The organism is Rhizobium sp. SU303 (assembly GCF_021052345.1).
Classification (GTDB): domain Bacteria; phylum Pseudomonadota; class Alphaproteobacteria; order Rhizobiales; family Rhizobiaceae; genus Rhizobium; species Rhizobium laguerreae.
Genome location: NZ_CP088095.1, coordinates 2,390,210 through 2,410,536 on the forward strand (window position 1 = coordinate 2,390,210; position 20,327 = coordinate 2,410,536).

The 20,327-nt window shown below is 62.3% G+C and carries 14 protein-coding genes; 4 read left to right on the forward strand and 10 right to left on the reverse strand.

What is annotated here, in order from left to right:
* Positions 1-279: 279 nt before the first annotated feature.
* Together RlegSU303_RS12015 and RlegSU303_RS12020 are read right to left on the reverse strand one after the other, a co-directional pair.
* A complete protein-coding gene (locus tag RlegSU303_RS12015) occupies positions 280-600 on the reverse strand; it encodes a 2Fe-2S iron-sulfur cluster-binding protein (RefSeq protein ID WP_003540151.1) in 321 nt (106 codons plus the stop codon).
* A gap of 262 nt (positions 601-862) precedes the next feature.
* On the reverse strand, positions 863-1,246 hold the full coding sequence (locus RlegSU303_RS12020; protein ID WP_003540152.1) for an Hpt domain-containing protein: 384 nt from the start codon (positions 1,244-1,246) through the stop codon (positions 863-865).
* Positions 1,247-1,708: 462 nt separating this feature from the next.
* On the opposite strand from RlegSU303_RS12020, the gene RlegSU303_RS12025 reads away from it, so the two are divergent.
* Positions 1,709-8,821, forward strand: a complete 7,113-nt coding sequence (locus RlegSU303_RS12025; protein ID WP_131718562.1) for an apolipoprotein A-IV repeat region-like domain-containing protein — start codon at positions 1,709-1,711, stop codon at positions 8,819-8,821.
* 111 nt (positions 8,822-8,932) lie between these two features.
* A complete protein-coding gene (locus tag RlegSU303_RS12030; RefSeq protein ID WP_094085832.1) occupies positions 8,933-9,490 on the forward strand; it encodes a cysteine hydrolase family protein in 558 nt (185 codons plus the stop codon).
* A 54-nt stretch (positions 9,491-9,544) separates the two neighbouring features.
* On the opposite strand, the gene RlegSU303_RS12035 is transcribed toward RlegSU303_RS12030, so the two are convergent.
* Positions 9,545-10,294: an aminoacyl--tRNA ligase-related protein gene (locus tag RlegSU303_RS12035; RefSeq protein WP_131718563.1), complete on the reverse strand. Its 750-nt coding sequence runs from the start codon at positions 10,292-10,294 to the stop codon at positions 9,545-9,547.
* Positions 10,295-10,665: 371 nt separating this feature from the next.
* Between RlegSU303_RS12035 and RlegSU303_RS12040 the strand changes: the two genes are divergently transcribed.
* A complete protein-coding gene (locus RlegSU303_RS12040) occupies positions 10,666-11,541 on the forward strand; it encodes a D-alanyl-D-alanine carboxypeptidase family protein (protein ID WP_094085831.1) in 876 nt (291 codons plus the stop codon).
* A 27-nt stretch (positions 11,542-11,568) separates the two neighbouring features.
* On the opposite strand, the gene RlegSU303_RS12045 is transcribed toward RlegSU303_RS12040, so the two are convergent.
* The 5 genes from RlegSU303_RS12045 to RlegSU303_RS12065 all read right to left on the reverse strand — a co-directional run bounded on the left by RlegSU303_RS12045 (position 11,569) and on the right by RlegSU303_RS12065 (position 17,001).
* Complete coding sequence (locus RlegSU303_RS12045; protein ID WP_131718564.1) at positions 11,569-12,822, reverse strand: sensor domain-containing diguanylate cyclase; 1,254 nt, start codon at positions 12,820-12,822, stop codon at positions 11,569-11,571.
* Between the two features lie 147 nt (positions 12,823-12,969).
* Positions 12,970-13,581: an ABC-type transport auxiliary lipoprotein family protein gene (locus RlegSU303_RS12050; protein ID WP_027667687.1), complete on the reverse strand. Its 612-nt coding sequence runs from the start codon at positions 13,579-13,581 to the stop codon at positions 12,970-12,972.
* 26 nt (positions 13,582-13,607) lie between these two features.
* Positions 13,608-14,978, reverse strand: a complete 1,371-nt coding sequence (locus tag RlegSU303_RS12055) for an MlaD family protein (protein WP_017960682.1) — start codon at positions 14,976-14,978, stop codon at positions 13,608-13,610.
* Between the two features lie 9 nt (positions 14,979-14,987).
* Complete coding sequence (locus tag RlegSU303_RS12060) at positions 14,988-15,830, reverse strand: ABC transporter ATP-binding protein (protein ID WP_020050174.1); 843 nt, start codon at positions 15,828-15,830, stop codon at positions 14,988-14,990.
* 1 nt (position 15,831) lies between these two features.
* The gene (locus RlegSU303_RS12065) at positions 15,832-17,001 is read right to left on the reverse strand and encodes an ABC transporter permease (protein WP_172426278.1); all 1,170 of its coding nucleotides are present in this window, start codon (positions 16,999-17,001) and stop codon (positions 15,832-15,834) included.
* A gap of 98 nt (positions 17,002-17,099) precedes the next feature.
* Between RlegSU303_RS12065 and dgcA the strand changes: the two genes are divergently transcribed.
* Positions 17,100-18,083 carry an N-acetyl-D-Glu racemase DgcA gene (gene dgcA, locus RlegSU303_RS12070; RefSeq protein ID WP_131718565.1) on the forward strand — a complete coding sequence of 328 codons (984 nt, stop codon included), beginning with the start codon at positions 17,100-17,102 and terminating at the stop codon, positions 18,081-18,083.
* On the opposite strand, the gene RlegSU303_RS12075 is transcribed toward dgcA, so the two are convergent.
* Positions 18,035-19,255: an MFS transporter gene (locus RlegSU303_RS12075; protein WP_131718566.1), complete on the reverse strand. Its 1,221-nt coding sequence runs from the start codon at positions 19,253-19,255 to the stop codon at positions 18,035-18,037. The two genes, dgcA and RlegSU303_RS12075, sit on opposite strands and share 49 nt — an antisense overlap.
* 210 nt (positions 19,256-19,465) lie before the next feature.
* Positions 19,466-20,308, reverse strand: a complete 843-nt coding sequence (locus RlegSU303_RS12080; protein WP_131718567.1) for a UDP-2,3-diacylglucosamine diphosphatase — start codon at positions 20,306-20,308, stop codon at positions 19,466-19,468.
* Positions 20,309-20,327: the final 19 nt, after the last annotated feature.

The following is a 20,327-nucleotide window of genomic DNA, read 5'->3' on the forward strand; positions in this document are numbered from 1 at the left end:
CTGCATAACGAAACTTGTGCGAAACTTGCACCCTCCCCAGCGATTGAATGGTCATTTTTCATCCTGGCAGACTCAACCGGAACGCGTTAATATGAACACATTCGAAAGTTCAGGTACGGCATCTGCACTTTCATCGCTGGGTTCTCCTGGCGCGTTCCGAAGCCGCGGATGTTCCTCCCTCATCCGTAGGTAATGCGCCCGCCTCGCCTCGCTCGCTCTAGCGCGCGAGGCGTCTTTTTTTATCGAATTTTTTCGGCGGCGTGTGAAGCGCAGTACGCGTCAGGCCTGGCGTTCCGGCACGTGCACCACCAGCCCGTCATAGACAGCCTTCATCCGGATCTGACAGGACAGCCGCGAGGTCGGGCGCACATCGAAGGCGAAGTCGAGCATGTCCTCTTCCATCGCTTCCGGCTGGCCGACCTTCTCCGTCCACTCCTCGTCGACATAGACATGACAGGTCGCGCAGGCGCAGGCGCCGCCGCATTCGGCCTCGATGCCGGGGACCGAATTGCGTACGGCATTCTCCATCACGGTGGAGCCTTGGTCGACGTCGAGGTCGAAGCGCGTGCCGTCGAAGGCGACGATGGTAAGTTTAGGCATCAGGACTATTTCCGGTCTTCAAGTGAGTGGGCGGATTTTCTTCCGACAATTCGACGCATCAGTCAATATTGGGGAAATTTGCCACAGCCTCGCAGATCGGGCCTTCGCCCGCCGTCTTCAAAGCGTCATAAGGGACGTCGCAAAAAGACCCGCGGTTCCGCAATGGAACAACGGGCCTCGTTCGAACGCTATCCTATGCACGTCGCCCAAAAGTACGCAGCGGTTTTGGGACAACGACATGCGTCAGATAGAAACTTGGAGATCAGCCGCGGCAGAGCTTCAGGATAAAATTCTCGGCGTCGATGACGGCGGCACCGAGCGCTGCGGTCGCGCCGGCATCGCCGCCGTTTTCCTCGACGGCTTCCGCCGTCTGCGACACGCGGAACGCGCCGACCGAGCTTGCCGCGCCCTTCAGCCGATGCGCGGCTGCGCCGATACGGATGGTTTCGCCGCTGGCAATATCCTGCAGGCATGCGCGGGCCTGGCGCGCAAACATCTGAAGGACTTCGAGTTCCAGCGTCTTATCGCCCATCGTCTGCTTTGCGAGATGCACCAGATCGATCGGCCGGACCTTGGAGGGACACGGTCCCTTTGCATTATCCGGCGCCTCGAATACGATGTTCAATGCTGCCATCTGGGCTGCCATTGCCAATTCTCCCGTCTCTGTCGTCTGCAGTTGCAACAGTTCTGCGACAGGAGGGTGGCCATCACGTTAAATTCCGGCACATTCGGGGCGGAAATCTCGCCATATGGTTAACGTCCGTTAAATATCCCTAAATTATTGGTTTTTAAGCCGTAGCTAGGATTCAAAGGTGTTAACAACGAGTTAACGAGCCATGAATCTCAAGCCTTCATTAATTGTGTGAAGAGCCCAGATGTGTCACTACGATACTGGTGGAGCGGGTTTATGGTACGCGCCTTTGCCGAGCGAGTGGATAATGGTAGTGTTTTGATACCTTCCGTTTGAAAAAGCGGCTATCTACTCTGAAATGACATGCTTATCCGTCCTTCGTTGGGATGGAGGGCTGGAACGGCAAAGTTGTTCCCGGGTGAGGCGGAAGCCCAGGATGCGCTGTCGGACTGGCTGACAGTAACGAGGCATAACCGAATGGCGAACAATAAATATAATGAGTCAATTGAGGACAAGGCGTTCAAGGCATTGGACGAGGCACTCCAGATCGACTTCAGCAAGGATAACGTACCGTCTCGCCGCGGCGACGCGCCCCAGGCCCCGGAGGCTAATGTGTCTGACCCAGTAAATGCGCGTAACCAGCAGGCCCAGGAAGAAGCGCAGCGCCGCAACCGCCGCGGTGCCGCCGGCGAGCAGGCTTCCAGGGGTCCGGCTTTCGCGCCCGCCAACGATGCCAGCCGCAATACGCCCGCCTCGATCCTGAAATCCTTTGACGGCGCCTCCAGCCGCTCGGCGGTGCGCACCGCCACCCTGTTTTCCGTGCTTTGGGTCATGGCCGGCCTCGGCCTGATGTCGCTGCTTTATGCTCCGCAGATCTGGCAGATCCGTTCGCTCGCCGATCTCGTCGCCCTGCCCGGCGTCATCGCCGGCCTCGTCGGCATCATCATTCCCGTGATGATGTTCTATGCCTTCGCGATCATGATCTCCCGTGCCCAGGACATGCGCAACGCCGCCCGCTCAATGGCAGAGGTGGCGTTGCGTCTGGCAGAGCCGGAAACCATCGCCTCCGAGCGCATCATGACCGTCGGCCAGGCCGTGCGCCGTGAGGTCTCGGCCATGAATGAAGGCATTGAGCGCACTATCGCGCGTGCCTCCGAGCTGGAAACGCTCGTCCATTCCGAAGTCAATGCGCTTGAACGCTCTTATGCCGACAACGAGTTGCGCGTTCGCGGCCTCGTCCACGAACTCGGCTCCGAGCGCGAGGCGATCGTCAACCATGCCGACCGTATCCGCACCTCGATCGGCAGCGTCCACGACCAGTTGAAGGAAGAACTGTCGCTTGCGACCGAAGAGATCGCGGTGCGGCTTGCCACATCGGGCGAAGCCTTCGCCTCGTTGATCGATACGCGCGCAGCGACGATCCTGGAAAAATCGGACAGCGCCCTGCAGTCGATGGGCAGCCTGCTCGCAGCCAAGACCGATACCCTGCTGCAGACCCTGAACGCTTCGGGTTTCGCGCTGGCCACCGAATTCGACAACCGCCTCGAAGCCCTCTCCGTCAATCTCAACGATCATGGCGAAAGGCTACTCAGCCAGTTCGAGACGCGCGCCTCGACCATGGACAGCAGCACCGAAAAGCTGAATGCGGCGCTGAATGAGCGCACGCACCAGCTCAACGAGATCCTGATAGCCCGCACCCGTGAGATCAATGAGAGCCTGACGTCAGGCGAACGCACCATCGGCGGCACGCTCGACGACGTGCTGTCGAAGCTGAACAGCGCGCTCGACGAAAAGGGCGCAAGCTTCCGCCAGAGCCTGCAGACCACCGCCGACGACGCCGTTATGGATCTCGACGTGCGCTCCGGTTTCTTTGAGGAGCGGCTGCAGACGACCGTCGCCCAGCTGTCGACCGCCTTCGACGAACGCGTCTCCGAATTCACCAGCGCCTTCGACAAACGCACCGGCTCGCTCGACACCAAGCTGATGGAGAGCCTCGCCCGTATCAACGAGACGCTGACCGGCGGCTCGGATTCGATCGACGGCATTTTGAGCTCCGGCATCGACCGGCTCGGTTCGTCGATATCAGACCAGTCGCTGGCGCTCGCCACTGCGCTCGCCACCGGCCACGAAGTACTGGAAAGCACGCTCGGCAGCCGGGCGGACGAAATCACCACCGCGCTCACCAGCCGCACCGGCGAGCTGACCTCGGCGCTGCAAAGCGCCACCTCGGAAATCGCGCTGGCGCTTGCGACCGGCACCTCCGAGCTGCAGAACAACCTTCAGACACGCTCGGCCGAATTCCGCGATACGCTACGCACCACCACCACCGATCTGACGACTGCTGTTGCCGCTGGCACCGAGCAGGTGACCACTGCCTTCGGCGGTCGCGCCGAGGAGTTGAGCGGCCTGCTTACCGCCCGTGCGGCCGAAATCAGCGAGGCGCTCGGCACGGCCCACGGTCGCATCGACAACGTCATGGCAGAGCGCGGCGGCGCGCTTGTGGAGGCATTGACCACCCATCACGGCCGCTTCGAAGAAGCACTGACGAGCCGCTCCGACGCTATCATCAATGCCGTCTCCGGCACCCATGACCGTCTTGCCGAGACGCTTGACGAAAAGGCGATGGCGCTTGCCATTTCCCTGAATGAAAGCCAGGCCCGCATCGAGGACACGCTCGAAACTCGGTCCGCTGCCCTGATGAACGCCGTCTCTGGCACCCATGACCGCCTCTCCGAGACGCTCGACGAGAAGGCGATGGCGCTCGCCATTTCGCTCAGCGAAAACCAGGCCCGCATCGAGGATACGCTCGAGACCCGCTCCGAGGCCTTCCTTAACGCCGTGTCCGGCACGCATGATCGCCTATCGCAAACGCTGGACAGCAAGGCGGCGGCCCTTACGACCTCGCTCGACGAGCGCCATGCCCGCATCGAGGATGCGCTCGGAACGCGCGCCGAGGCACTGCTGAACACCGTAGCCGGCACGCGCGACCGTCTTGCCGAGACACTCGACGAAAAGGCGATGGCGCTCGCCATGTCCTTGAACGAGAGCCAGGCCCGTATCGAGGAGACGCTGGAAACCCGTTCCGCAGCCCTGCTGAACGCCGTCTCCGGCACCCATGATCGCCTCTCCGAGACGCTGGACGGCAAGGCGGCAGCATTTGCCACCTCGCTGAGCGAAGGCCATGCCCGTATCGAGAATACGCTCGAAACCCGCTCCGCAGCCCTGCTGAACGCCGTCTCCGGCACCCATGATCGCCTCTCCGACACGCTGGACGAAAAGGCGATGGCACTCGCCATCTCGCTCAACGAAACCCAGACGCGTATCGAAGACACGCTGGAAACCCGCTCGGCGGCCCTGCTGAATGCGGTCTCCGGCACGCATGACCGTCTGTCCGAGACGCTGGACGAGAAGGCGATGACGCTCGCCATCTCGCTCAATGAGAGCCAGTCGCGGATCGAAGACACGCTGGAAGCACGCTCCGAAGCCTTCCTCAAGGCCGTGTCCGGCACGCACGACCGTCTCTCGGAAACGCTCGACGAAAAGGCGACGGCGATCGCCGCCTCCCTGAACGAGGGCCAGAGCCGCCTGCAGGATACGCTGGAGAGCCGCTCGGAATCCTTCCTGAATGCGGTCTCTGCCACCCACGACCGCCTATCCGAGACGCTCGACGATCGGGCGATGGCGCTTGCCATCTCGCTGAATGAGAGCCAGAGCCGTCTCGAGGAGACGCTGACAACAGGCGCCGATGCGATCACCAATGCGGTTTCCGGCACGCATGTTGGCCTGAACGGTGTACTCGACCAGAAGGCCGCCGACCTCGCCACCTCGCTGAGCGAAGGCCAGGCCCGCCTCGAGGAAGCCTTGGGCCACCGTACCGCCGCGATCATCGGCGCCGTGACGGCAACCCATGATCGGCTCACCGATACGCTCGACGAAAAGACCATGGCGCTCGCCATTTCGCTCGATGATAACCAGAGCCGCTTCGACAGCGTGCTCGAAGCCCGCAGCAACGCCATCATGGAGGCCGTCTCCGGTGCCGAGGCACGAGTCGCCGGTGCCTTCTCCGACAAGACCGATGCGATCCGCACCGCCTATACCGACAATCAGCAGCGGCTCGAAAATGCGCTTTCCGAGCATAGCGCCGCCCTCTCGGGCGTTCTCGATGCCGGCGGCGCCCGCTTCGAGGATCTCGTCGGCGGCTTGACCGGCCGCATCGAAGGCCGCCTGACCGATGCACATACGCGGCTCGGAGGCCTCGCCGACGAGGCCGCGGCGCGCATCGAGGGCGGGCTTGCCTCTGCCCATGAGCGCATCCGCACGACGCTCGAAGACCGCGCCAACGCCATAGACCTATCGCTGAACCAGGCCCATGCGCTGATCAGCGATACGCTGGCCGAACAGGCGACCAGCATCGGCACCTCGGTGGCGACGAGTGTCGGCATGCTCGAATTGTCGCTGGAGCACCGTGAGGCCGCGATCCGCCAGGCGATCGATGCCGGCGCCCAGACATTGGAAGATCGCATGCATGCCGGCGCCGGCCAGATCGCCGGCCGCTTCCAGGAGGCGGCAAGTGCGATTTCGAGCTCCACCCAGGATTTGTCCACCCATCTCGACCGGTCGGTCGAAAGCCTGACGGGCCGTTTTGAAGAAACCGGATCGCGTGTGGAAGCCGGTCTTGCGGCGATCGAGACCCGCATCCGCGACGGCGTCGGCGGCGTTGCCGAAAAGGTCGAAGCGGCCAGCGGCCAGCTGTCCGGCGTGCTTGCCGACGGCGTCTCTCGTCTCGGCGCGCTCAGCAACGACGCCACACAGCGCATCTCGGCGACGCTCGAAGGCAGTGCCGCAAACCTCACTCAGGCGATCGACAGCCGCACCGCCAATCTGGCCGAGACGCTGGACAGCCGCACCACCAGCCTGACCGGCGCCATCGATGGCCGCACCGCGAGCCTCGCCGAAACGCTCGACCGCGGCAATGAACGCATCGAGGAACGCCTCTCTACGATGGACCGTGCGTTGACCGTCGGCCTCGAGGCCGTCAACCGCACCATCGAAGGCAAGGCCGCTGGTCTCGCCTCGACGCTGCGCAGCGCAGTTGCCGACGCGGCCCAGGGAATGGAAGGCGAAGCGACGAGAACCACCGAACTGCTTGGCAAGACCGGCCAGCAATTCGCCGAGGATCTCAATGTGAAAAGCGACGAATTCACCCGCACCATGGATGAACGCTCGTCGCAGATCGTCACTCGCGTCGCCGAAGCTCAGAACCGGCTGGCAAGCCAGGCCGCTGCCGTCGCCCAGACCTTCTCGGAAGCCGGCAACGCTATCGTCAACAAGGTCGCCGAGGCCGAGACCATCGTCGGTACGCAGGTCAATGCCATCTCCAAGGTGCTGTCGGATGCCGGCCAGTCTCTGGAGTCACGCGGCAACGCCATCCGCTCGACACTGTCGGGCGCCGGCAGCGAGATTTCGGCCACCATGGCGGATGTCGACCGGGCGCTCGAAGCTCGCAGCAGCGCCATTCGCACCAATCTCGAGGAGCGTGCCCGCGAGATCGATACGACGTTCTCCGGCATCGACCGGGCGCTCGAAGCACGCGGTAACTCGATCCGCTCGACGCTCGAAGAGCGCACCCGCGACCTCAACTCGATGCTATCAGGCCGTTCGGTCGAATTGACGCGCATCCTCGACGAAACGGCCCGTCCGATCATCGACCGGTACACCGATGCCGGCGAGCAGGCCGCCGCCCGCATCACCGCCGCCGCCAACCTCAGCGCCGATCGTCTGCGCGCCGAAAACGAAGCGCTCGCCAGCGCCGTTGCCGCCCGCACCGAGAATGTCGCCAATGCCGTCAGTGCCATTGAGAACAGCCTGGTCGGCAACGTCAACGGCCTCGTCGAGCGCATGTCGGAAAGCAGTGCGGCGATGGCGATGATGATGAACCGCGCCGCCGAGCAGCTGGCCAGCGTCGACGGCCGTCTCGGCGATACCACCACGCGCTTTGCCGACTCCGCCACCAAGGCCGCCGAAATGGTCTCCGCCTCGACCAGGCTTCTCGAAGGCAAGGTTGACCGCCTCTCCGACATTTCGGGCCAGACGCTGGCGCAGGTCGGCGGCATCATCGGCCGCTTCGACGAACACTCCAAGGTTCTGACCCAGGCTTCGCAGCTTCTCGGCGCCGCCCAGTCCAACCTCGCCTCGACGCTCGAGGAGCGCGAGAGCGCTCTGCAGACGCTCTCGGTCGGCCTCGTCTCGCGCTCCGCGGAGATCGAAAAGACCATGCAAGGCCTCGGGAGCATGATCGAGACCGTGTTCGAACGGGCAGAGCAACGCTCCAGCCAGGTTACCGGCAATTTGCGCGAGGGCGTGCAATCCTCCTTCGCCGATATTGGCCGCATTCTCACCGAAACCGAGAAGCGCGCCCAGGAGGCGGCAGAGACGATGCGCGAGGCAATCACCCGCGCCGGCGACGAGGCCAATACGACGATCGACGGCACCTTCGCCAATGTCGAGCGCCGCTCCGGCGATCTCTCCAATCGCATTCGCGGCGGTCTCACCGCCTCGCTGTCGGAAGTCGAGCGCATGCTCGGCGAAGCCGGCCGCGCCTCCGACGGCGCCGCCCAGCACATGCGCGAAGCGCTACGCGAAGCGATCGATGATGCCGTTGGCCGCTTCTCCGGCGCCACAGAGGATATCCGCCGCTCCGCCGCCGACATCCGCAGCGAACTCGACGCCACCCGCGCCGAACTGAAGCGCGGCGCCTTCGATCTCCCCGAGGAAGCCAAGGAAAGCGCCTCGGCCATGCGCCGGGCCGTCGCCGAGCAGATCAAGGCTCTGCAGGATATCTCCCAACTCGTCGGCCGCTCCAGCCAGCAGCTCGAAATCTCCGAGCCGGTCGCCCGCACACTCGCGCAGGTGCAGCCGGCGCCGCGTCCTGCCCAGCCGGTCGCAGCCCAGCCGCAGCAGCCGGCAGCGCCGGCGCCGATCGAAGCGACAGGTCTGCGCGGAACGATCGCGCCGTCTGCGCCTGCTGCCGCCCCCCAGCGCGCCGCGCCGCAGCCTGTCCCCGCTCGCCCGGAAACAGGTCGCCAAGAGCCGGCCCGTCCGGAAAGCGGCGGCTGGATCAGCGATCTCCTGCGTGGCGCATCGCGTGAGGACGCCGCCGACGAGGCCGCGGCCGCCCGTGTTCCTGCCCGCCCGGCGGAAACTGCCGCGCCGGCCGCGCGCAGCAATGACAGCCGCAATCCGCGCCACGTCGTCGAATCGCTGAACTCGCTCTCGGTCGATATCGCCCGCGCCATCGATCACGACGCCTCGGTCGATCTCTGGCGCCGTTATCAACGCGGCGAGCGCGACGTCTTCACCCGCCGCCTCTACACGCTGAAGGGCCAGCAGACCTTCGACGAGATCAAGCGCAAATATGACCGCGAACCGGAATTCCGTACCGCCGTCGACCGCTATATTGGCGATTTCGAAAAGCTGCTCGCCGACGTCGCCCGCACCGACCCGAACCGCACGGTGACGCAGTCCTACCTCACCTCGGATACGGGCAAGGTCTACACCATGCTCGCTCATGCCGCAGGCAGGCTCGGCTGATCCTGACTGGTACCCGCGATTGGAAAGCCGCTTGAACACGTGTCAGGCGGCTTTCGCTCTGTAAGGCGAGCGTTATCCCTTTACCGTCCAGCCACGGAAGCCTCTCCCGAAATGACGAAGGCCCTTCTGATCATCGACGTGCAGAATGCGATCCTCTCCGGAAAAGCCTCGCCGGAACGGCAACCTCATATTGATGCCGCACTCGACGAGACGGTCGCACGGCTGGCCGCGCAGGAAAAAGCTCGGCAGGCGGGCGCGCCGATCGTACTCGTTCAGCACGACGGCGACAGCGGCCATCGCTTGGCTGTCGGCACGCCGGGTTGGGCGCTACGCGACGAGATCGCGCCGACACAGGCCGAGGTCGTTGTGCGCAAGAAAAGCGCCGACTCTTTCTTCGAGACCGATCTTGCCGAACGCTTGGACGAACGGTCGGTCACCCACCTCGTCATCGGTGGATGCATGTCACAATTCTGCGTCGACACGACAGTCAGACGTGCCGTGTCGCTGGGATATGACGTGACGTTGATTGCCGATGGTCACACGACCGGCGGCACGGCGACCCTCACCTTCTCCGAGATCATTGCCCATCACAATGAAACACTCGATGGTTTCGATGCGGGCAAGGCGACGGTAGAAATCCGTCCCGCCGCCGAGATAGCCTTTTCATAAATTTTCGGGTTGCAGGAGAACCGGGACTGCTTGGCAGCCCCGGCTTCCGATATCTCATCGATCGGCCGCTATATTCCAGTTGTAGACGCAACGATCGAGGCCGATGGCGATCTCAAGCACGAGCACGTCGTGGTCGATAGCCGCTCCCTTCTTCGGCTGTGATCGGTAGCGCTGCGGAAAGTCCGTGCGTCGCGAGATCGAGCAGACCTCCAGCCACTTGTCGCCATTGTCGACCTCGATATCGACAGTCACCTCGGAATAGGCCGGCAGCCGGTCGGAGGGTACGATCCGCGTCGGCAGATGGATCAGCGATGCGATCATCCGGCGGACCGGCTCAAGGCAGGCGGCGTGATAGTCGTTGCCGCTGTCGGCCGTGAAGGCACATTGGAATTCGAGCTGCCAGAATTCCTTCAGCCGCATGTGTTTGCTCGGCTGTTCCTGCTCGCGACGATAGGATCTGCCGGCCTGCCAGACGCAAAGCGGCAGCCGTGTCTTCGAGTGATTGCCGAGAATATGCTGCATGTAGACGTAGGTCGACGGCGTGGTCTCCGGTCGCAGCACCAGCGCGGTATCGCTGGTGGAGAGCTGTTCCTGGATCCAGATATCGGCGTTCGAATAGGCACTTGAAACCAGCGACCGCGGCATCAGCGCCGGCGCCTCGACCCTCCTGACATCCCAGGCCGGATTGACGGATCTGAGGAAGCTACGGACCTCTTGCGAGAAGAAGCCGATCATATGATCGCGCAGCTGGATCTCGCGCTCCTCCCAATGGACGAGCGAATTGACATGATAAATATTGAGCACGGTGCCTGTCTCCCTGGCAACCTTGATTGACGTGGTGAGGGGCTTTACGTCCAGCAGCGCGCCGGACGCCTGGCGCCCTGACGTCACAGCAGGACGCGAAGACCTCGTCCGCCAAAAGCGCGCACGATCGCAACCCGCGGGCAGGTGCTGATATGACGGGAGAAGGGCGCGCGCTTCATGCTCATGGCGCGTTTTCTACGTGCCGTACGCATCATTGTCAAAACCGAAGAGGATGAGACAAAAGGAATGAGCTGTGGAAGATCCTTTTTTATTGCCCGCTGTCCTTCATTCCGTCACAAACTTTTCTGATCCGCTCATATTCAAACAGAACGGCTCACTCCGCCATCCAAACGACAGAGACAGCAACATTGATGACCAAGACGACATCCCGGCTCCTTGCCACCGCGCTCTCTTCCTTTTTCCTGATGGGCGCTTTCACTCAGGTTCAGGCAGGCCAGGCAAGCTTCGTCGTGGATGCCCAGTCCGGCCAGGTCCTCGAAGGTTCCAATCAGGACGATCTGAACTATCCGGCGTCGCTGACCAAGATGATGACGCTCTATCTCGCCTTCGAAGCCCTGCATGACGGACGCCTCAACTGGGACCAGAAGCTCACCATGTCGGAAAATGCCGAGAGCAAGGAGCCCTTCAAGCTCGCCGTCGGCGTTGGCCGCAAGGTGACCTTGCGCGAAGCTGTCGAAGGAGTCGTCGTGCTCTCCGCCAATGATGCGGCTGTGGCGATTGCCGAACAGCTCGGCGGCACCGAACAGGCCTTCGCCAAGACGATGACCGACAAGGCGCGCCAGCTCGGTATGAAGGATACGGTCTTCAAGAACCCGTCGGGCCTTCCCGATCCGGAGCAGGTCACCACGGCGCGGGACATGGCGACCCTCGGCGTGTCGCTGATGCGGGACTTCCCCGAGGAGTTCAAGCTCTTCTCCATGCGCGGCTTCCAATTCCGCGGCATGAAGCTGCGCGGCCACAACAACCTCATGTATCGCTATGATGGCGTCGACGGCATCAAGACAGGCTACACCGATGCATCGGGCTACAACGTCGTGACCTCGGCCCTGAAGGATGGCCGCCGCGTGGTGGGCGTCGTCATGGGCGAAAAGACCGCGAGCATACGCGACGATAAGATGGCAAGCTTGCTGGACAGCACCCTGTCGCCGTCATCAAACGCCACAGCTTCCACGATACCAGGCAATCAGCCGGGAGCAACGATGACGGATTCGCAACCGACGAAATAGATCGATGAGCGGAGACCCGTCGACAGGTTACCTGAAAGCCACTTCCAGATGCTGCCGGTCTTGCGCGATCACCCTGCAATTCGTTTCGAATCCTTCGCCTCTGATAGCCAGGATGAATTCCGAAGGAATGCCTGATGTATTGGAGACTGAAATGCCGGCGCTCTCCGAGCCGATGGATTTGACGGTGCAGTCGATGGTCGAACGCCGATTGTTGAACAGGATCGAACCCGCCTTCAGCACGCGCCGTCGCGCACCAATGGCGTGATCGGCATGGATGGAACTCCACGACACGCAACGGTTCCGTCCGCCATGCTTGGCCTGATACATCGCCGCATCCGCCTGAGCCAGCAGGGTCTCGATCTCCTTGCTGACGATTGAAAGTGCCGACGTTCCGAAGCTGGCTGTGACGGTCAGGGCGCCATGATCGCCGTGAATGATCTCAGAGGCGATGGCGGCTCTGAGTTTTTCGGCGGCTGCGACAGCGCCTTCCCGATCGACATGCGGCAGGATCACGCCGAATTCCTCGCCGCCAAGCCGGCCAAACAGGTCACCGGCTCGAAGAGCCGTCTTGCAGATCGATGCGACCATCTTGAGGACCTCGTCTCCGGCAGCATGCCCGTGCGTATCGTTCACCCGCTTGAAATGATCGATATCGAAGACGATGCACGACAGGTCGTGCTGGTGCCGCAAAGCGAGCGAAATGAGCTGATCGGCCTCCTGCCTGAAGGCGCGCCGCGTCATCGCCTCGGTCAGGCTGTCGATGGCGGCCGACTGCATGAGCTCGATGCGGTCCATCGCGGCCCCCGCCAGTTCCTCGAGAATGCCGAGATCTCTGTTGCCGAACGATCTGGGCCTGCGGTCGATCGCGCATACCGTTCCAATCATGTGTCCGGCCTTTGTCCTCAACGGCACACCGGCATAAAAGCGAATATTGTCCTCGCCTGTCACGGCAGGATGCTGTGAAAACCGCGAGTCCTTGGTGGCGTCCTGCACAACAACAGGCCTTTCACAGTCGATGACGTAGCGGCAGAACGTGTCTTCTCGCGACACCTCGTCGGCTGAAAGGCCGGAACAAGCCTTGTACCACTGCCGATGCGCATCGATCAGCGACACGATGCCGATGTCGATGGAAAAAATCTCCTTTATCAGGCGTACGATCCGCTCGAATCCCTCGTCCCTCGGAGTGTCGAGGAAATCGAGCTGTTGCAGCGCAGCCAGGCGTTCGTTTTCGCGTTGGATCGCCTCCGATGACGATTTCCCGAAGACTCGTGCAACCACCATGCAGCATTCCTCCTGAAAGGGACCGCATGATCGGTTCCATAAATTCATGAAGAAACTGAATACGACGACGATCTTAATGTCATTAGCGTCGATATTTTTCAAAAAACCGGCAAGGCGCGGATCGAGGCGCCGTCGTGCAAACGCCGGTCAGATCAAGGGTAGCGTCCACGAGACGATCTCGGAGGCAACCGTGGAGAAGGCGCGGTCGAGCCCCTTGACGAAGCCTTCATTGTCACCGCCGGCCGGCGCCATGGCGCGGAACACCTTCTGGGCGCGCACCGAGCCGTTGCGGTCGTTGAGGATCTTGGCGGAAATTTCGACCACCGCCTGATTGCCGTTCGAAGCATCGATTTCGAAGGAGCGGATATCGGTGACGACCTGGTAGTCGATCGCCAGCCCCTGCCCCGGCATGCCGACGCCGCCGAGCTTGCCGGAGTTCTCAAAGGCTTCCACCAGCTTCGACTGCACTATGCGCGGCAGCTTGTCGCCCCACTGCGCCTTTGAGAGATACTGGATTTCCGACGGCGAAACACGGATGACGATCTGCTCGCTGTCGAGCGACCTTAGCGCCGTCGGGCTGGCGATCAGGATCTGGCGGGATTTGGCCGCGGGTCCGCTGCCGTCGACGGCGGCGGAAAGATCATAAGTATCGTTCTTGGCCGCGGTGCCGCACCCGGAAAGGATCAGCGCCGTCAGCGGCAGCGCGATCACCGTTCCCCTGATCCAAGAACGGCGCGACAACAGATGCGATGCGACCATATTAGGCTACCCCTGACTTCCCAAGTTTAACGCCGCGTCCGGCCGTCATATTGCTTGACCGTGTCCCCGCCGAAGATCAGGCGTTGCGGATTGCGGTCGAAGTTGCTGATCGTATCGTTCAGATTGCTCACGGTTCCGCGCATGTCATTGATGAGAGTCTGCACGTCGCGCAAGCCACCGCTCGAGAATTTCTGCAGATTGTCGGCGATCGGCCCGATCCGCGAATTCAGGTTGTCGGCCACCTTCTTGAAGGATTCCAGCGTATTGCGCGCCTCGGCAAACAGTGATTGTGTATTGTCGGTTCCGAGCAGCGCATCGACCTTGATGAGAATGCCGTCGATTCGGGTCGACGCCGAATTCAGCTTGTTGGCAAGCTGAGAGACGTCCTGGATCGTCTGGTCGATGTCCTTCTGGCGCAGCGAAACGGTGTTGGCGACATCACGGATCGAGGCGACGGCGGTACGCGCATCCTTGGTTGCCTGCGCGATGTCGTCGACAGAGCCCTTCACCTTCGCCGGATCGATCTGGGCAACGAGCGTATCGACGCGATCGAGCGTCGCCTGCGCCTGCTTGCCGAAATCGTTGAAGGTGGTGGCCGTCTGGTCGAACTTCTGGATCGCCCCTTTGAGGTCGCCTGAGGCATCGGCGACATTGGCGGTGATCTTCTCGGCATTGGAGACGATGTTGTCGATCTTCTGCGCATCGACCGCCTTGACCAGCGATTCGACGGCCTGAAGCGTCGAATCGACGCGGCCGGACACGGCCTTCACCGTATTGGAGAGCTCACCCACACTCTGCAGGAAGGCGTCGATATTGCCGGAATTCTTGGCAAGCGCATCCGAGAACGTCTCGGCATTCTTGAAAGTCTCGGTCAGCGGCCCGCGCGAATCTTCGATGAAACCCTGAAGTTCGCCGACCGCGTCGTTGGCCCGATCGAGGATCTTGTCGGCCGTCGCCAGAAGATTGGTGACGCTCGACTGGTCGGCGACGATGACGGCGCGTTTGTTATTGTCGATCGCATGCTGGAGTATGCTTTCCTCGCCCTTGCGGCCGCCCGAGAGTTCGATATAGGCAGCCCCGGTCAAACCCTGGATTTCAAGGGCTGCCTTGGTGGAGGGGTAAATCGGCGCATCGGTACGGACCTGGGTGAAGGCCAGCGAATATTGCGGATCGTCGGCATCGATCGACAGCGTCTGCACCGAGCCGATCTGGATGCCGTTGAAGCGCACGGGCGAGCCGACGCTGAGGCCGTTGGCCGAGCCCGGAATACGAACGATCAACTCCGTCATCGGGCCGCCGCGGCCATATTCAGCCATCCAGTAGACGAAGCCGAAGGCAGCCGCGATCACCAGCACCGTGAAAAAACCGACAATCGTGTAATTGGCTTTGGTTTCCATCTTATCCGGTCACTTCCCGCTGCTGCCGTGCCGCGCGCCATCGTCCTGCGGCACGATCGACCGCGCCCGCTTACCCTTGAAATAGGCCTGCACCCACGGATCGTCATAGGCCAGCATATCGTCGATCGTGCCTTCCACCATTACCCGCTTCTTTCCGAGCACGGCAATACGGTCGCAGACCGAAAACAGGCTGTCGAGGTCGTGCGTGACCATATACACGGTCAGTCCCAGACTATCGCGCAGGTTGGCGATCAGTTCGTCGAATTCGGCCGCGCCGATCGGGTCGAGACCCGAAGTCGGTTCGTCCAGGAAGACGAGTTCCGGATCGAGCGCCAGCGCGCGGGCAAGGGCGGCACGCTTGATCATGCCGCCTGACAGTTCGGACGGGTATTTGTCGGCGGCATCAGCCGCAAGCCCGACCATGCGGATCTTCAGATGCGCCAGTTCGTCCATCAGCGAGCGCGGCAGGTCGAGATATTCGCGCATCGGCACCTGGATGTTCTCCTTGACCGTCAGCGACGAGAACAGTGCTCCCTGCTGGAACAGCACGCCGAGCCGCATGTCGAGCGCGTTGCGCTGCGGCTCGTCGAGCTCGTCGAAATCCTGGCCGAGGATCTTGATCGTGCCGGAGCGGCGCGGCAGCAGCCTGAGCACCGTGCGCATCAACACCGATTTGCCGGTGCCAGACGCGCCGACGAAACCGAGGATCTCGCCGCGGTAGATATTGAGGTTGAGATTGTCGAGCACGACCTTGGAGCCGAAGCCGACGGTGACGTCGCGCGCCGACAGCACGATGTCCCTTTCGTCCTTGTCTTCCGTATCGATCGGTTTCTCGTCCACGCGGTCCGCCATGCTAAAAGTCGATCGCTGCATAGAACATCGCAAAAAGTCCGTCCATCAGGATGACGACGAAAATCGCCTTGACCACCGCGGCCGTCACATGCTGGCCGAGCGATTCCGCGCTGCCGCCAACCTTCAGCCCCTCGACGGCGGCGACGATGCCGATAACGAGTGCCATGAACGGCGCCTTGATCATGCCTGAGAGCACAGTCGAGAGTGTCACCGCCTCGTGCAGGCGCGACAGGAAGTTGGCGAAGGTGATGCCGGAATAACCCCAGGCGACAGCGGCAGCCCCGCCCAGCGAAGCGAAATTCGCCAGCACCGTCAAAAGCGGCAGCGCAATCGTCAACGCCACCAGCCGCGGGAAGATCAGCACGCCGATCGGGTTCAGCCCCATCACCTTCAGCGCGTCGATCTCCTCGCGCATCTTCATCGAACCGATTTCGGCGGTGATGGCGCTGCCCGAACGGCCGGCGATCATGATCGACGTCAGAAGCACGCCGATTTCGCGCAATTGCAGGATGCCGACGAGATCGACGACGAAAACCTCCGCGCCGAAGTAACGCAGCTGGAAGGCGCCCTGCTGGGCGATAATCGCCCCGATCAGAAACGACATCAACAGAATGATCGGAACGGCGCGAACCCCCATATGGTCGATCTGGTTGACGATGGAGGCCGGCGAAACGCCGCTGCCGCGGCCGAACTTCATCTGCGCGCCGCGCACCGCCGAGCCGAGGATATACATGGCGGCGGCGAAATTGTCCCAGACCTCGTAGGTCATTTTGCCGATCGGCGCGAAGATGCGCGCGGCAAGCGAGACTTTCTCCACCTGCTCCGGCTCGGGCTTGGCCGGCTCCTCGGAAAACATCTCCAGCATTTCGTCGATATGCGAGTTGGTGCCTTCGAAGCGAACCGTCCGCCCGCCAGCCTCTTCTTGCTTCTTCAGCCGGCACAGCAGCCAGATGCCGGCGGTGTCGATCTCCGAAATATCCGAGAGGTCTACCGTCAGGTCGCCGGTCTTCTTCTGCAGGAGCTTTTCGAAATCGCGTAGCACCAGGTGGATGTAGGCGCTGCGCCAATTGCCCTGAAGACGCACACGCTGTCCCGAGCCATCAGCCTGGTCGTCCACATCAAGGGAGGCGGCGTTGCGATTCTCGGCGTTCAAGATACTTGTGTCTTTCAAGGCTTACAGCGACATTGCCGAATCGCGAAGCAGATCGTCGCCCGGCGCGTCAATATACAGAAGCACCGTCCAATTTCCATGCTCGCAGGAGAGCAATAATGCCGCGTACCCTCGATATCCAGATGAATTCCTTTCCGATTGCCGGGACCTTCACCATCTCGCGCGGGGCAAAGACCGAAGCCGAGGTCATCACCTGCACGCTTATCGAAGCGGGTGCGCGCGGGCTCGGCGAATGCGTGCCTTACCGCCGCTACGGCGAGACCATGGAGAGCGTTTTCGCCCAGATCGAGGCGGCGCGGCCGCTGATCGAGGCCGGCATTTCGCGCCGCGACCTGCTGGCGGCAATGCCGCCGGGTGCGGCCCGCAACGCCGTCGATTGCGCCCTCTGGGATCTCGAGGCGAAGCGGACGGGAGACAGCGTCGCCGACCGCCTCGGCCTTGCCGATCTGAAGCCGCTGACCACCGCCTACACCATCTCGCTCGGTGAGCCGGAGGTGATGGCCGCCCAGGCGCGCGAGCATGCCGGCCGCGCCCTGCTGAAGGTCAAGGTGGGCACTGGCGACGATGAAAGCCGCATCCGCGCCGTCCGCGCCGCCGCGCCCGATGCCGAAATCATTCTCGACGCCAATGAGGGCTGGCCGGAAGCTGTGTTGGAGCGCCATCTCCATATCGCCGCGGAAGCAGGCATCGCCCTCGTGGAGCAGCCGCTGCCGGCCGGCCGCGATGGGCTGCTCGCCGAAATCCGCCGCCCGCTCCTCGTCTGCGCCGACGAGAGCGTCCACCACACCGGCGATCTCGCAAGCCTTGCCGACCGCTACGACGCGATCAACATCAAGCTCGACAAGACTGGCGGCCTGACGGAGGCGCTGTCGATGAAGGCCGAGGCCGAACGGCTTGGATTCAGCATCATGATCGGCTGCATGGTCGGCACCTCGCTTGCCATGGCGCCCGCCGTTCTGCTCGCCCAGAATGCCGACTTCGTCGATCTCGACGGTCCGCTGCTGCTTGCCCGCGATCGCGAACCCGGTCTGCGTTACGCCGCTTCCCTGGTCTTTCCGCCCGAAACTAGCCTTTGGGGCTGAAGATAGTAGGCTGAAATGACGAGGCAGAGGCCGGCGAACGCCACTACCGCCATGACGTAATAGCTGACGACGCCGAGCGAGGCGTAGAGATAACCCGACGCCAGGGTCATCAGCGCCATCGCCATGCCGACATAGAAGAAATAGGCGCCCTGCGCCGAGGATTCCTGCGTCTCCTGCACCGTCGCCACGATCCGCCGCTGCACGCCGGTATGCACGAAGGCGTAGGTAAAGCCATGGAAACATTGCAGCAGGAAGAAACCGGCAAAGCCCGTATTCATCGGAAATAGGATCCAGCGGCAGACGCTGATGGCGCAGCCGAAGCGGATCAGCGTCCAGGCGTCGAAGCGACGGCTGAGGCGCTTCGACAGGAAGAACACCGTCACTTCCGAAGCGACGCCGGTGCTCCAGAGCAGGCCGACCTCGGTGCCGGAAAAGCCGAGGTGATGCCAGTAGATCGAGGAGAAGGCGTTGAGCACCGCATGGCTCGATTGCTGGATGGCGACGCCAATCAAGAGCAGCAGCAGGTGCGGCTCACGCAGGCCGCTGCCGGTGGCGGCCGGAAGATCGATCGGCTGGCCGCGGCGGCGCGTCGGCCCGATGCGCGGACAGAAGATCGCCATGACCACGGTCATGATAAAGCCGAACGCCATGACATCAAGCACCATCCCGCCGCCCCACCGGTTGATTAACTGGCCGCCGACCAGCGTCGAGACGATGAAGGCGATCGAGCCCCAGACCCGCATCGATCCGTAATCGAGACCCCAGCGGCGCACGCCCGATATGACGATCGATTCGACGACCGGCACATAGGGCGCGAAGGTGGCGCCCTGCAGCGTAAAGACGATGAAGACAGGCCAGAAAGTCGTCGTCCAGTAGAGTGCTACCGCCGTCAGCAGCGACAGGCTGCCTGACCAGAGCAGCACGTCGGCGCGCTCCTTCATCCGGTCGGCGATCATGGCGACAACAGGCGCCACCAGCACGCGCACCACCATCGGAACGGCCAGGATCACACCGATTTCGTGGTCGCTGAAGCTGTGGCCCGCAAGCCAGACGGGGAAGAACGGCAGGACGATGCCGTTGACGAGCAGCGGCGCGCAATAGGAAAGCGCGCTGAGCAATCGGAAGCGCGGCGGCGCTCCCTCACCCGTCGGGGAATTTTGAGCGGGAATCATGATGGACCTGAAGGAAACTCGTTGTTGTCCTAACACACCACCCTGGAGGCGACTATTGCGAGAAATAGCCGTTCTGAAACGTTTTAGAATATAAATAGGGCCTGTCGCCTTGCGGTAACGGCTAAATTCCTACTGCAAAATTTCAAAATGCTACAGCGTCGTTTGCGCATCCGAAAAGACACGCGGCGCTGTAAAGCGCGAGCGGAAAAATCAGGCGGCCTGCGGGGCCAGCTCACCCTCGTCGTGCATTTCGATGGCTACAAGCGCCGGCACGCTGCTGGCGAGCGACCGCCAGGTAATCAGTTCGAACGTGCCGTCCTCGTGTTCGGCGACCGCCGTGCAGCTTTCCACCCAATCGCCGGTGTTGATGTAGCGGATGCCGTCCATGTCCTGGATCACGGCATGATGGATATGTCCGCAGATCACCCCGTCGGCGCCGTTTTTGCGGGCTTCCTCGGCCACGACGCGCTCGAATTCGCCGATGAAGTTGACGGCATGCTTGACCTGGAGCTTCGCCCAGGCCGAGAACGACCAGTAGGGCATGCCGAGCCGGCGGCGCACTGCCGCCAGGATGATGTTGATGCGGATCGCCGTGTCATAGGCCCAGTCGCCGAGATAGGCGAGCAGTCGCGCATTGCGGACCACGACGTCGAACTCGTCACCATGCAGGATCAGGTATTTCTTGCCGTCGGCGCCGTCATGCATCATGCGCTCGACGACCTCGATGCCGCCGAAATGCATGCCCGGGAAGGCGCGCAGGAATTCGTCGTGATTGCCGGGAATATAGACGACGCGCGTTCCCTTGCGCGCCTTGCGCAACAGCTTCTGGACGACATCGTTGCAGACCTGCGGCCAGTACCAGCTGCGCTTCAGGCGCCAGCCGTCGACGATGTCGCCGACGAGCACGATCGTATCGGCCTCGTGGTGGCGCAGGAAATCCAGCAGGAAGTCGGCCTTCGCGGCCTTCGAGCCGAGATGGACATCGGAAATGAAGAGCGTGCGGAAATGTCTGGGTTCCATCATGTCTTTCACGAGCTGCCGCTCATGTCCCATCTTTCATCTAACCTTCCAA